13 protein-coding genes are annotated in these 13,805 nt (G+C 39.2%); all 13 read right to left on the bottom strand.

What is annotated here, in order from left to right; translation table 11 throughout:
• Positions 1-106: 106 nt before the first annotated feature.
• The 13 genes from O3620_RS06325 to aroA all read right to left on the bottom strand — a co-directional run bounded on the left by O3620_RS06325 (position 107) and on the right by aroA (position 13,731).
• Positions 107-985 (bottom strand): aminoglycoside phosphotransferase family protein, encoded by an 879-nt coding sequence (locus O3620_RS06325; RefSeq protein ID WP_002918778.1) that lies wholly within the window; start codon positions 983-985, stop codon positions 107-109.
• 120 nt (positions 986-1,105) lie between these two features.
• Positions 1,106-1,534: an aminoglycoside 6'-N-acetyltransferase gene (gene aac(6') / locus O3620_RS06320; protein WP_002912789.1), complete on the bottom strand. Its 429-nt coding sequence runs from the start codon at positions 1,532-1,534 to the stop codon at positions 1,106-1,108.
• A gap of 390 nt (positions 1,535-1,924) precedes the next feature.
• Positions 1,925-3,643, bottom strand: a complete 1,719-nt coding sequence (locus O3620_RS06315) for a hypothetical protein (protein ID WP_048771495.1) — start codon at positions 3,641-3,643, stop codon at positions 1,925-1,927.
• Between the two features lie 82 nt (positions 3,644-3,725).
• Positions 3,726-3,893, bottom strand: coding sequence for a hypothetical protein (locus O3620_RS06310; protein WP_002918774.1), 168 nt, complete (start codon positions 3,891-3,893; stop codon positions 3,726-3,728).
• Between the two features lie 238 nt (positions 3,894-4,131).
• Complete coding sequence (locus O3620_RS06305; protein WP_371601545.1) at positions 4,132-5,673, bottom strand: ATP-binding cassette domain-containing protein; 1,542 nt, start codon at positions 5,671-5,673, stop codon at positions 4,132-4,134.
• A gap of 166 nt (positions 5,674-5,839) precedes the next feature.
• Complete coding sequence (locus tag O3620_RS06300; RefSeq protein WP_002897295.1) at positions 5,840-6,421, bottom strand: ABC transporter permease; 582 nt, start codon at positions 6,419-6,421, stop codon at positions 5,840-5,842.
• Positions 6,414-7,154, bottom strand: a complete 741-nt coding sequence (locus O3620_RS06295; RefSeq protein WP_371601544.1) for an ABC transporter permease — start codon at positions 7,152-7,154, stop codon at positions 6,414-6,416. Before O3620_RS06295 ends, O3620_RS06300 begins: the two co-directional genes overlap by 8 nt.
• Positions 7,144-8,043: an ABC transporter ATP-binding protein gene (locus O3620_RS06290; RefSeq protein WP_371601543.1), complete on the bottom strand. Its 900-nt coding sequence runs from the start codon at positions 8,041-8,043 to the stop codon at positions 7,144-7,146. The genes O3620_RS06295 and O3620_RS06290 overlap by 11 nt, the downstream gene beginning before the upstream one ends.
• A gap of 294 nt (positions 8,044-8,337) precedes the next feature.
• Positions 8,338-9,696: a 23S rRNA (uracil(1939)-C(5))-methyltransferase RlmD gene (gene rlmD, locus O3620_RS06285; RefSeq protein WP_371601542.1), complete on the bottom strand. Its 1,359-nt coding sequence runs from the start codon at positions 9,694-9,696 to the stop codon at positions 8,338-8,340.
• 84 nt (positions 9,697-9,780) lie between these two features.
• The gene (locus O3620_RS06280) at positions 9,781-11,130 is read right to left on the bottom strand and encodes an LCP family protein (protein ID WP_371601541.1); all 1,350 of its coding nucleotides are present in this window, start codon (positions 11,128-11,130) and stop codon (positions 9,781-9,783) included.
• Positions 11,131-11,148: 18 nt separating this feature from the next.
• On the bottom strand, positions 11,149-11,982 hold the full coding sequence (gene pheA / locus O3620_RS06275) for a prephenate dehydratase (protein ID WP_268688688.1): 834 nt from the start codon (positions 11,980-11,982) through the stop codon (positions 11,149-11,151).
• The gene (locus O3620_RS06270; RefSeq protein WP_002900048.1) at positions 11,979-12,455 is read right to left on the bottom strand and encodes a shikimate kinase; all 477 of its coding nucleotides are present in this window, start codon (positions 12,453-12,455) and stop codon (positions 11,979-11,981) included. Before O3620_RS06270 ends, pheA begins: the two co-directional genes overlap by 4 nt.
• Positions 12,448-13,731: a 3-phosphoshikimate 1-carboxyvinyltransferase gene (gene aroA, locus O3620_RS06265; RefSeq protein WP_002913403.1), complete on the bottom strand. Its 1,284-nt coding sequence runs from the start codon at positions 13,729-13,731 to the stop codon at positions 12,448-12,450. The genes O3620_RS06270 and aroA overlap by 8 nt, the downstream gene beginning before the upstream one ends.
• Between the last annotated feature and the right edge of the window lie 74 nt (positions 13,732-13,805).

Genomic DNA, 13,805 nt, shown 5'->3' with positions numbered 1-13,805 from the left:
AACAGAGAATATTAAAAAGCCTTGGAGACAAGGCTTAATAGTAGTTTCAATTTTGAGATTTCATTTAATTCTTTTCTTTTTCCAAATTGATATTCCAATGTTTAAATTATTCAGTATTATTCTTGTTCTTATACCAACTTGGGACTAATTGGTTCATATAATCATACCATTCTAAAATTTCCTTAGCTTGATTTTGCATTACTGATACTTCTTCTTCTCCATAAGAAATAGCCCATGGAAGAGCACCAACTAGGTTACTTAGAATGTAAACGGCAAGAAGTTTCCAAAATAAATCTGGAACCTTGTCATCAAAATATCCATCTATCATACCTGATGCAAAAGAGGGAGATACTTGAGCTGACCACACAATACGATTGAACTCCTCCCAAGGATCTCCAACATCAAAACGATCAAAGTCAATTACATAAATCTCAAGATCTTCTCCAATCATGAAATTCCCAATATGATAATCTCCATGTTGGAAAACTTGGGGTCTGTTCTTTAGCAGTTCACGATTTTCATTCAAAAAATCAATAAAGATTTGACCACTTTCATATTGGACGGGACATTCTTTGTATTTGGAGATTTTATTATCAATTTTTCTATTAAAAAAGATTTCCCAGTCTTCACAAACTTCTGTAGCAGGAATTGTATGAATCTTTCTAAGCATTCTTCCTGCTTCTACACCGTATGTGTATTGTTGGTTTTCTGAATAAGTTAAAATGGTATCCATTGCATCTCTTCCGTCTATCCACTCGTGTATAGAATGCACTTCGTCACCACAGAGTTCAAATTTAATCGGTTTACACATACGAACTCCAAGAGAAGCAACTTTCTCCATCATATCAAATTCAATTTTCTTAGAATCAAACTTCTCTTTATCAGAAACACGCAATAAATATTTTTGATTGTTCTGGTCTGTAACACAATATTTTTTATCATCTGACCATCCTTTATTTATGGCTATCTTACCAATAAAATCCATCAATAACTCCTCGATTAACTTTACAACATTACTATATTCTTAACTAATGAAAAGTAATTCGTAGTCCGTCCATTCTTTCACACTTCCTAAAGATACATAAATTTTGACCACGTTCTGAAATTATAATTTCTTCTTAAAATGAATAATTCTATTTGCCTCCTGAAATCCAATATTGAGATGAAATCTTATAGAATCCGTATTCGTTAAAGTACAGTCACTTGCAAATTCCTTACATCCTTTATTTTTCGCCCATTCCTCACATTTTGTACAGAGATTTTTAGCAATATCCTTTAAACGATATTCCTCGTCGACAATAATCCCTTCTAAGAATCCAACAGGACTATATTTACAACCTTCAACATAATCAAATCTGAGTGAACATAGTGCTAGACCTACAATTGTGTCACCTTCAACTTCAGTAAAGATTGCAGTATTTTTGCCATTCGTATATCTTTTTACTTCATCAATAGCTTCTTTATCGGTCAATTGGGGCCATAATTGTTTCATTAGTTTAGCCGTTTTTATAGAATCTTTTGTTATTCCATCCATATTGATGTTCCTCCGCAAATTACAAGTAAATGTTTCGAATCATGCTGTTACTTTGTTACTCATTGATTGATACCAATACCATCCCCTTCTACTTTTCGACTGTCTCAGATCGAAAGAGCAGAGCCACGCACTCAGCAGTTTAGACTTACCGTATCATTTCGTCGGTTTCCCTCCTCATTCTACTAGTCCTATCCCATGGGCGGAGCATCTACTTCTACTTCGCTGATGCCTCAGCTCGTACAAGCAGAGCTACACACTCAACATGTCTTGACTGTTATTCCCAATACTATGAAACAAAATGATATCCCTCTGAAGATTTGAATTAAACTATTAAACGTAAGTGTTAATTTCGAAGTCTGTTTAAAAATCTTTATGAGGCTCAAGCTGCCTTCAGAATAACAGTTCTTCCAATTCAAAATTTCGCATTTTTTTATGAACTACATAGATTTTTCTTGGCAAGTTATCTCTTGTAAGATAAAGTTTCTGATTTTCTCTAATCCCTTCATCAAGCTTCTCAAGTGCACCCTCAAAAGATTCCACTTTATAAAATAACAGTCTTTCATAGTGTTCTATACCATCATCATTAAATTCAGCGGTGTTATTGAGGAAGTCATATATTACTTTCTGTTTTTTGCCATCATCATATTCAAAAATAAAATTCTCACTGTAATGTTTGAATCCACGAATTTTCCTGCAAAGATTGTCAAATTCATCATATTCCAGGATTGCTAACTCATATTTTTTCTCTTCAGGAATTATGCAAGATCCTAAAAGAGTGAAATATAGATAAATAGCATTCTGTCGCGTTTTATCAACCAAATTCCAATCATTAAGATTATGCGTGTGGAAGAAACCGTTACGACATTCAATTCTAAAGCAACTAATCATATCAGCAATCAATTTTGCTTTTTGTGGGTTTGAAAAAATATTCTTATTATTTCGTAAGAAGTGTTCAAATGCCCCAATTGAACTATCCATATATTCTTTCTGAAGACTAGTAAAGTCTATATAAGGATATTGCGTAAATTCATAACCTTTACCATTTCTTTTTACTAAAAGCTTCTTAAAACCTTTACCAGTTGACTCATAAGCTGTGATATTCTTATTATATACCTTTTTTAGTAAATTATTTTTAATGGCTATCTTACAATTGTTATCGATGTTCAGCATTACAATCTGATACAATAACTGTTCAATGGATTTCAAATATCCACTGATAACCGACGTATAATCAAAGTTCTTTTTTTCTTTTAGGGAATAATAAAGCCATTCTGATGTAATAAAACTCTCGGCATATTCATTAGCACCAACCATTGTCCTATACAGTTCACCTGCTACATAAGCTTTTTCCATATCTTCAAAATTATCATTAATAGTGTTATCATGTGAAATATATAAATAGTTTCGAACTAATTCATTGTTCACGTCAATAATCTGGTATCTATAGTTTTTATAATCCCACTCAGCAAGAATCTTTTCCTCAAATAGCTTTAGGGAAGCAAGATTCATAGTAGAAAGAAAACTTATAGACTGATAACCTGTAATCTCTCTCGTAGCCTTTAAATAATCATCTATTGAAGCAATGAATGCTCTGTATTCTTCTTCTCCAAATTGGTTTTTATAAAAGTCATGAATGGATACTGCTCTTAATTTTAGTCCATCCTCCTCGTACTGTTTGTTCTCATGTGATATCCAGTCAACCGATCTATCAGAAACTTTCCAAGTTCTAAGTATTACAGCCCCATCAAGATTAAGTTCCTCAACAATTTTGTTAACATCTCCATAGTCGTAAAAATCGTTAAATCTAAACCCAATTTTTTTATTATTATAGTAGAGTATGAAGTTAAAAGGAGAATTTCCAGAATCCTCAATAGCTACCTCATATTCTATCATTACCCGACAAATTATATTAATCAATAACTGCTCGGTGGTATTTTCTTGTCTGTCAACACAAAAACGATAAAAATAGTAATCATCATCCGCATATTGAAAAAGTTCTTCATTCCAGTTTGAATGTGAGCTCATCCACGCTTCTCTGAAACGTTTAAGTGATTTTATGAATCTTTCAGTTTCTTCTTTATAAATATCTCTACAATTAATTCTTTTCATTTTATTTCTCACCATTAAATATTTATATCAAACTAAAAAGGCATATAATCATAAGATTATGTGCCCTTTTTAAGTATAGGAGTCAACAATTACTGTTAATAGAAACTGCGTACTCCTTACTAGCTTCAATCGCATGAATCGAAACTCTCTCAACTGCAGACTCATCAATTTTCATAGCGAAAATTATGCCAACTGCAGTTGCACCAAGGGCAACAACGAACTTCCAGTCAATCAAGACAGTCAAGTTCATAGCTCTCACCTCCTTTCTGGTTTTAAGACCAAGAATATATAGGTGGCTATTAGTTACCCTTGAAAACGTCCTAATTGGACAGTTTTAGTATACTGCTAAGATTATAATCTGTCAACAAATTTTTAAAGTATATTATCCCATAAATTGTTCACTAAACAGAAAAAAAGCTAATCATCTTATTTTCCAATCCACAAAAAGAGCGGCCTCTGCCACTCCTTTTTGAAATCTATGCCTCCACCTATCTATCCAGTTTTATCACCTTATCATAGCGCTTCAAGTCCTCTTCGCTATAGTGATGAATCACTTCTACGATTGCTTGTGGGAGAGAGAAGAGAAGTTGATTGATTTTCTCTTGGTTTTTAAGGTCCAGATTGGCTTTGACTTCATCAGCTAGGATAAATTGGCGATTGTGATAGAGAGCACGGGCAATTTCCAAGCGCTGCTTCTCACCACCTGACAGGGTTTGATTACTGGATGTTTTGCCTTGGAGAGCTTTCAGACCGGTTTGCTGCAGGATTTCCTCCATCCTAACGGAATCCAATTCTTGTCCCAAAGCGATATTTTCCTCTAGTGTCAATCCATCAAAGACATGACTGGACTGGAGAATGTAGGCTCCTGCCTGATAAAGTTCATCCGAGCTTAGCTCTTGTCCATGGTAGCGAATCCGACCTTGACTAGGCTTGATTTCTCCATAGATTAGGTTCAATAAGGTTGTTTTCCCAGACCCACTTTCTCCGATAATGGCAATCTTTTCTCCTTCCTCAATGGTAAGATCGCAAGGGGCTAAGATTTCTTGGCCATCACACTCTACTCTGACTTGCTCTAGCTGGATAGGAAAGACAGAACTTTCAAGAACAAAAGGCGTCGTCAAGTCCTCTCCCAGCAATTTTTGATATTTATCACAGAGAGACTTGGCTGATTTTCTAGTATTGATAAAGTAAGATAGCTCCTGAAATTGGTAGCCAATATTATGCGATACTAGGTAAATCCCAACAAAGCTGGCTGCAGATAGGAAGTTATAATAAGTCATGAAACCACCAATGACAATCGGCGCGACCGAGCAAAAGGCATCAATCCCATTGATAAAGAGACTGTTTAAAGTCCGTTGCTTTTCATAGGCGATTTCTTGCTTTAAAGCCTTGTGTAAATCTTTGGAAAACAGTTTGTAAAATAAGCTTTGTCCCAGATAATACCGTATCGGACGAGCACCCGCAATCATATTGGTCACTTGAAAGACGTAGCCTTGGTTAGCTAGGGATTTCTGCTTAGTAATCGTATCCAAGCGTTTAGAGCCAATTCCACTGCAAAGAACAGGTATCGAATAAAAAATGATAAAGAGCAAGCCGAGATAAAAATTTGTCCAGAGAGCATAACAGATGGAGACGGTTGTAAATCCCAAAGAAGAAAAGATAATGACAGTCGGCTCAATATAGTTATCTTCTAGCTGTTTTACATCATTTTCCAGGTCGGACAAGACCTCTTCATCCGCTATCCGACGGCTATATAAGAAAGTCTGAAAGATAGCCTGCTTAATGCCCGACTTGAAGTCCGTCACCACTCGTGCATAGTAATAGCGTTTCCCCGCCAAACCCAGCAAGAGAATCAAATTCCCCACAATCCCCCAAATCAAGACCTGCCACAGCAAATGCAACTGGTGATTGGTAAAACTAGAGACAATATACTGAATCAAAGCTGGTGTAATGACAGCCTCCAGCCAAGTAATCATAATCGCCACAAAATAGAAGAATAAATACTTTTTAGTTACATAAGATCTAAGCATAGCGTATAAACCTCCTGAAGTTATTTACCAACTTAGATAGTCGTTTTTTCTAGACGGGAATATAATAGGAGCCTGAATATTTGAATGAAACCATTAAACGTAGGGCTACTTTATAATCTTTCAGAGAAAGACTTAAATAACTAGTTCTAAACATAGCAATTTACTTTTATTTTTTATTCAAAAATATATTCAACATATCTGCATAGCTAACAAAGGGAGCTGGAAATACTAGTCCAGAATAAAATAGCATTATGGTATTAAATAAATTCAATAAGACGGATACTCGTTTAAAGTGCTCTGTTAACTTAATTGCCATGGTATATAACACAAAAAATACAGCATAATTAAGTACTGACATCAAAATCAAATCCACTAAATGGAATGAGGGCATAAAAAATTTTCCATTAAAAAACATATGAGATAGAATAATTGAAATCAAAAAAATGAGCGTTGACCAAATAAAATAAGTTGTTGATCTAGCAATATAAATCATCATTGGTGTACGTCTAGTTGTTTTGATATTTGTATATTGATTAGTGCGAATTTCAAATTCCAACTCCTCATTAGCAAGCAATATCACATTAGTTATGGAATAATAAATAAAAAAATAGAGTAGATTTATCGGTTTATCACTATTGAAAATAATAATGATTCCTGTAATAAAAATCATGGAATAAATCACTTCGCAAATACTATCAAACGTGTATCGAACTCTATAATTAAAATATCTTCTTAATTCACTAAACATGGAAAAGGCTCCCTCTTTTTTTAGCAATGTTCAATAAAGTGAAAAATAGGAAAGTTCCAGCTGACCAATAGACTGCACAATAAACTATAATTAAAAAAACACTCTGGTAGGACGGAGAAATAATAAAATTTCTCAAGGCATAGTAAGGGAAAAGCTTTCCTATAAAGCCAAATAAACCACCTAGCGGTGTTAGTATGCCAGTAAAATACAGCATGAAATAAGAAATTAACGATGTAATGCTAGAAGTACGATTAAAAATGAAGCAGAGACTTGATAGGCAAAAGCCTAAACCATATATGCTAATAATAGTTAGCATACATGCAGCGAGACTCGCAACTAACTTTAAGATACTATCCGGAAAATCAATATCATTTAACGTGGATAAAATAATAAATATAGGTATGGCTTTAACTAGATCCACCAATATCTGAACAATAATTTTAAACATTAAAACATGAAAAACACTCTTACTACTCTGGATTACACTAATCAAAGTTCTGTCATAAAGGTCATCCTCAATAAAAAAAGTTGGATGCGTAATACTATGACTCGTAAAATACCAAGTAAATAACAAACATAACAATAAAAATTTACTTTGTGTATTTTTAAAGTATTGAAGATAAGCTGAAACCATTATCAAAATTCCAAAATTTGAAAAAAATAAATTAAATTTAAACTGCATCATCTCTTGCAGCTGCCTCTTTAACTCCCTTCTTATTTCTTTAATCATCATTGATAACCTCATACAATATTTCTTCGATGCTTTCCTCAACTTCTTCAAAAAATATTATCTCAAAATTATTAAAGATATTATTTTTCACCTGACTATCTTTTACTTCAACAATCAATCTTTCGTTTTCTACTTGATAAGATAAATCAGGAAACAGCCTCTCAAAAGCATCTTTTTCAGAATCTGAAATACCAATTCTATATTTAATCCACCTAGTATTTTTCCCAAAGATTTCTGAGAAACTACCTTGCTGTATTATTTCGCCTCTACTCATGATACAAATTCTTGTTGATATTTCTTTTGCAAAATAGATATCATGAGTAGTCATGAGAACAATGGTTCCTTTTTCTTGACTGAGAGTTAGTAATAATTTCGCAAACTGCTTTTTTGCAATGACATCCAGACCATTGGTTGGCTCATCTAAACACAATACTTTTGGCTTACAAAGTAACGCAATAATCAAAGACAATTTTTGTCTCGTTCCTTGTGACAATTCGGACACCAATACATCAACATAGGGATGGAAAGCTAGTTTATTAAATAAATCCTCCAATTCATCCTTAACCTGACCACGCGAACTTTTATTCAAATGTAAAAAGTAATCAATATTTTGATTTGCCGTCAGGTATTCGTAGTAGCCTCTACCGCTTTCTAGTACAAGCTTGACATTGTTATGAATATCTTTCGAAGTATTCTTACTGCCAAAAACAAATACATCACCTGCATCTTGTAACATTAAGCCAGAGATAATTTTTATGAAAGTTGATTTACCCGCACCATTGGTGCCCACTATAGAAACAATCTCTCCTGAATGCGATTCAAAGCTAGGAATGTCCAATACAACTTTACCACGAAAATTTTTCTTTAGATTACGTACAATAATTTCATTCATACTCGCATTAACCTATTTCGATTACTAATACTTTGAACTGTCAAAAATTTAAAAACAAGGATTTTTGAATTACTTTCGCTTAAATATTCCTAGTTTTTCACCAGCAAAGCTACACACTCAGCGGTTCAGACTTTCCGTATCATTTCGTCGGTTTCCCTCCTCATTCTACGAGTCCTATCCCATGGGAGGAGCATCTACTTCTACTTCGCTGATACCTCAGCTCTTACAAGCAGTGATACCGCCTCAACATGATGCGTCTGCGGAACTCAAAAGGTTTGGGGAACCTTTTGAGGATTAGCTACGTTTCACTAACAAGCTTACACACTCGACATGGTGCGTTTGAGGAAACAAGTCCACCGGCTGCACTTTCTTCAATTCATAGCCCAATTCTTGATAGAGTTTGATATCACGCGCCATGGTTGCGACATTGCAGGAGATATAAGTGATTTTTGGGGGCTCCATGCTGACGCTGGCTTTGATGAAGCTCTCTGTCAAGCCTTTTCGTGGTGGATCGACTAAGATAACATCCGCTTGGATGCCCTCTTTAAGCCAGTTTTGGATGGCTTCTTCAGCAGGAGCGCAGACATAGCTGGCATTGGCAATGCCGTTGATTTCTGCATTCTTTCGGCTATTTTCGACCGCTTCTGGGATCACTTCCACACCATAGACCTGCTTGACATGTTTAGCAACAGAGAGTCCAATCGTCCCGATACCGGAGTAGGCATCGATAACCATATCATCTGCAGTCAGTTCGGAAAAGTCAATGGCTGTCTGATAAAGCTTTTCTGCCATTTCGGTATTGACTTGGTAAAAGGCGGGCGCAGCAATCTGGAAGTCATTTCCCAGCATCTGGTCGGTAATGTAGTCTTGACCATAAAGCGTTCGCCAGTCTTTTCCAAAAATCGCATTGCCGGGCTGGTCGTTGATATTCTGCATGATGGACTTGATAGCTGGGAAAGCCTCTGTCAAGCGCTCCATCAGCTGCTCTACTCGGAAAATTTTAGGTCGGGTTGTCACCAGAATTACCATGATTTCCCCTGAATAATGGCCACGACGGACTACCAGATTGCGAATGAGTCCAGTCTTTTCTTGCTCATCATAAGGTTTGAGGTCAAAACGACGCAGCAAATCACGTGTAAAGAGGATAACTTGGTCAATGACTGGATTCTGAATATAAAAATCTTCAATCGGCAGGAGGTCATGGGAATTTTTCCGGAAAAATCCTGTTTCCAGCTGGCCATTGACACGGCGGACAGGCACTTGAGCCTTATTACGGTAGCCCAGCGGCTGCTCCATACCAAGTGTCGGCGGCACCTCTACATCGGACAAACCAGCAATCTTATAGAGACTGTCCTTGACCTGCTTGCGTTTGAAGTCTAACTGGGCTGGATAGTTCAGATGCCCTAAGTCGGCAATCCCCGTACGCAGATAGGCCATATCAAGATTTTCATTGCGCTGGTCTGAAGTACGGAGAAATTCCTCCACCTTGCCAAAGCCGATTTTTTTGTTGACCTTGAGCACACGCATACGGATGAGTTCACCCGGTAGGGCATTTTCCACAAAGAAAACCAGGCCTTCTGCCTTGGCCACCCCTGCTCCCTCATGGCTCAGATCCACGATTTCAACTTCAATCATATCATTCTTTTTTAACATATTTTTCTCTTTCTGCTTTATCGCTCTGCCATTTCCCAAAAGAAAAGGCAGGACATCGTCCTACCTTTCATTATATCATATATCTTATCTGAGACCCATTTGCTGCAGTCTTTCTTTATAGGCTTCAAAGTCAATCAAGAGTCCTTGGCCACCGTACATGTCATAGGTATCAACCCAGTCGCCATTTTCCGGAATCGTAAGGCGCTCAACCCCATTGCGGGAATCTCCTGCCATAGAGAGACCATTAGTCAAAAGGAAGCTGTAAGGCACATTGGTCGAAGTCAAGGCAAAGACCTTACCAAGAGCCTCTGACCCGGTAAAGAGCTTGGTCGGATCTTTGACCTGCTGGAAAACAGCTGTCAAAACTTCCTGCTGGCGGCGGGTCCGGCCAAAATCACCCTCGTCATCCTTACGGAAGCGAGCGTAGTTGAGCAAGGTCCGACCGTCCATCTGCTGCTGACCAACCTTGATTGTTTGATTAGGCACCACACCGTCTTTCATATTCAGGTCATCTGGCACTTCAACTTCAGTCACTTTCTCCCCATCAATCGTTGAGAACTGAGCATTCATGCTGACGCCATTTGGGAAAAGGGTGTCAATAGCTGTCGCAAAGATCTGGAAATCCACCAGTGCATAATATTTGATGTCCAAATCGAAATTATCTTTGAGCATCTGGCGAACATAGTCTGCACCGCGGTTGTGGTTTTGCTCCCCAATCGTGTAGGCAGAATTGAGCTTTTGGTCATAGTAATCTGCCTGCGATGGATCCGTGTACTCATTGCTAACGCCATCAATGTGAATAAGGGTATCACGCATAAAGCTGACCAATTTTACCTTATGGTCCTTATTACCAACATTCAAGACCATAATGGAGTCGGTCCGTGTCTCAGTCGAGTCATCACCAACTCGGCCGTCCGTTCCAAGAATGAGGATATTCACTCCGTCCTTAGTATCCTTGCCGTCAAAGAATTCTGTTTCTGCTGGTTTAGAATTTCCATTATGAGCTGTCGTCAAGCCTTTGATAAACATGAAAATCATGCCCCCCAAGACCATCAGCAGGAAAATCCCTGCCCAAAGCAGAATCCGTTTCAAGCGAATTTTTTTGCGGGGTTTCTTGGGCTTGTCTTGTCCCAGACCAGCTCCTGCCAGAGCTTCGGGTGCCTTCTTTTGTCTTCTGCTGCGAGAAGAACGCTCAGGGTACTTGGGCAAGAGGCCAGAAGAATCCATTTCAACAGGCTCTTGCTCATAGGCGTCACTAACTGTATGCGGCTGCTCTTCATGGTCCGGCGCACTGGCTGAACTGCCAATCCCCTTGGACTTCTGACGCAAATAGTCAAATTCTTTCTTTTCTTTATCGTTTAGATAATAATAATTTTTATAGAGATAATCTAAGCGGAGCTGTTCATGATGGCTAAGATTTTCTGGTTTCTTCATCTCTTCTCCAATCTACTGCTACTTGTCCTGAATCAGAAACACACTGTAGCTACCAAAAATTTTATAAGTAATTCCAAGACTTGTCAACTCTTGATAGGCAAAATCCGCCAATTTTTTCTGCTCGTTGTCAATGTCAATAATGAAGAAATACTCTCCCAGAGCCGTTTTTAGAGGTCGGCTCTCAATCTTGGTCAGGTCAATCCCTCGCCAAGCAAAGGTTGATAAAGCCTTATAGAGAGCACCTGGCAGATTGTCCGGCAAGGTCAAAGCCAGTGTCTGCTTGTCTCCTGTCTTAGTCAGTTCAAGCTCAGGTATCTCATGACCTAGAATCCAGAAGCGGGTATAATTTTCTTCCATTTCCTGAATGTCGCTGGCCGCTACTTTGAGCCCGTATTCTGCTGCAGCCGTGCGCGGGGCAATAGCCGCAAAATTCTTTTCAGAATGCTCTGCTACAAAACGAGCTGCATAGGCTGTACTAGCTGTCACCTCAATGGCAGCCTGCGGATAATGCTGACGGATATATTTCTTTCCTTGGGCAATAGCCTGCGGATGAGAAAATATTTTCTCAATTGGCTTTTCTAAATCAGTCACTAAAAGCTGCTGCTTAATGGGCTGAACGATTTCAGCAACAGCCTGAATATCTGACTGATGAAAGAGATAGTCCAGCGTCTCGTGGACACTGCCCTCAATGGAATTTTCCACCGGAACGACCGAGTAATCCACTTCCCTAGCCTCATAAGCCTTCATGACATCGGTGATATTCTGATAGGGCACCAAGTCCTGGCTGGGAAAGGCAGCTTGGGCTACATGGTGAGAAAAGGAGCCTCTGGGACCTAAAAATGCTATTTTCATTGAATTTCCTCAATAATTTCCTGCGGGCTTTTGAGCCTCGTATCGACAATCTGGGTCGCTACTTCCTCATACCAGGCCTGACGCTGCTCAAAAATCTGCTGCAAGTCTGACTTGATCTGGTTTAAGAACAAAGGTCGCTCCTGCTTAGCATCCTGCTGAATTCGCTGATAGAGCGTTTCAAAATCTGCTTTCAGATAGATATTGTCAGCGTTCTGAGCAAGTAATCTGCGGTTTTCCGAGCTGACGACTACACCACCGCCAGTTGAGACGACCAAGTTCGTATCGATCAACTCAGCCAAGAGCTGGGCTTCAGCAGACCGAAAGGCCGCTTCACCTTGCTGATCAAAGTAGTCCTTAATAGACATGCCCAGCCGCTGGCAGAGCAGTTCATCCATATCGACAAAGTCTTGGGCTAAGCCTCTAGCCACTGTGGATTTTCCAGCTCCCATAAAGCCCAGCAATATCTTAGCCATGCATCAAACCCTCCAGGTCTCTGAAGAAGCTTGGATAGCTAGTCTTAATAGCTTCAGATCGTTCAAGTTCCACCTGACCGCTTTGAGCCAACAAAGCAGCAATCGCCGTCATCATCCCGATGCGATGGTCGCCAAAGGTATTGACCTGGGCGCCGTGAAGAGGTGTTTTCCCTTCGATAATCATGCCGTCTTCCGTCGGGGTAATAGCTGCACCCATGCTATTGAGAGCGTCTGCTACTACCTGGATACGGTCAGTTTCCTTAACTTTGAGCTCCTCTGCATCACGAATGACAGTCCGTCCCTGAGCCTGAGTCGCCAGAAGCGCAATAATCGGCAACTCATCAATCAAGCGTGGGATAATCTCACCGCCAATCTCCGTACCCTTAAGCTCAGAAGTCTCAACGGTGATGGTTGCAGACTTGGCTACTGGATCGACATCTGACAGCGTCATCCGTCCTCCCATAGCCTCTATCACTTCTAGAATACCTGTACGAGTTTCATTGATGCCGACATTTTCTAAAATAATCTTAGAGTCCGGCACAATCAATCCAGCTACCAGCCAGAAGGCCGCACTGGAAATGTCACCTGGAACCGTCACTTCCTGAGCAGTGAATTCCTGACCGCCCTGAATGCGAATTTCCTTGCCCTTGACCTCAATTTGCCCGCAAAACTGGGCAATCATATCTTCTGTATGATTACGGGTGATTTCCTTTTCTATAATAATCGACTCTCCCTGAGCCTGCAGGGCAGCAAAAATCAAGGCCGACTTAACCTGAGCAGAAGCCACTGGCAGCTGATAATGAATAGGCTGCAGTTCCCTGCTTCCCTTCATCTTGAGCGGTGGTAAATCACGCTCAGTCCGACCAGCAATCTCGACTCCCATCTGCCGAAGGGGAATGGTCACCCGATCCATAGGCCGCTTGGATAGACTGTCGTCACCAAACATCTCTGCTTCGAAATCCTGGCCAGCCAAAACACCAGAAATCAAACGGATAGACGTTCCAGAATTCCCCATATCCAGCTTATTTTTCGGTGCTTGCAGACCTTTAAATCCTACGCCATGTATCTTGACTAGATTTCCATCGTCCTCAATCTGCACGCCTAAGTCACGAAAAACCTGCATGGTAGACAGCACATCTTCTCCTCGCAGAATGTCACGAACAGTAGTGACCCCCTTGGCCAAACTTCCAAAAATAATGGAACGGTGGCTGATGGATTTATCTCCAGGTACGCGGATACGGCCCTTCAGGCCTCTTACATTGGTTGATAATTTCATAGGTGACCTCGTACTTTCCTTTGTTGCTTCTTATTTTATCATAAAAAGACCAGAAATTCTTAAAATTTCTGGAA

It is taken from the genome of Streptococcus sp. 27098_8_134 (genome assembly GCF_041431675.1).
Classification (GTDB): Bacteria; Bacillota; Bacilli; order Lactobacillales; family Streptococcaceae; genus Streptococcus; species Streptococcus sanguinis_R.
Note: the sequence above shows the minus strand (reverse complement) of the source record. Positions and strands in the feature narration are given on the sequence as shown.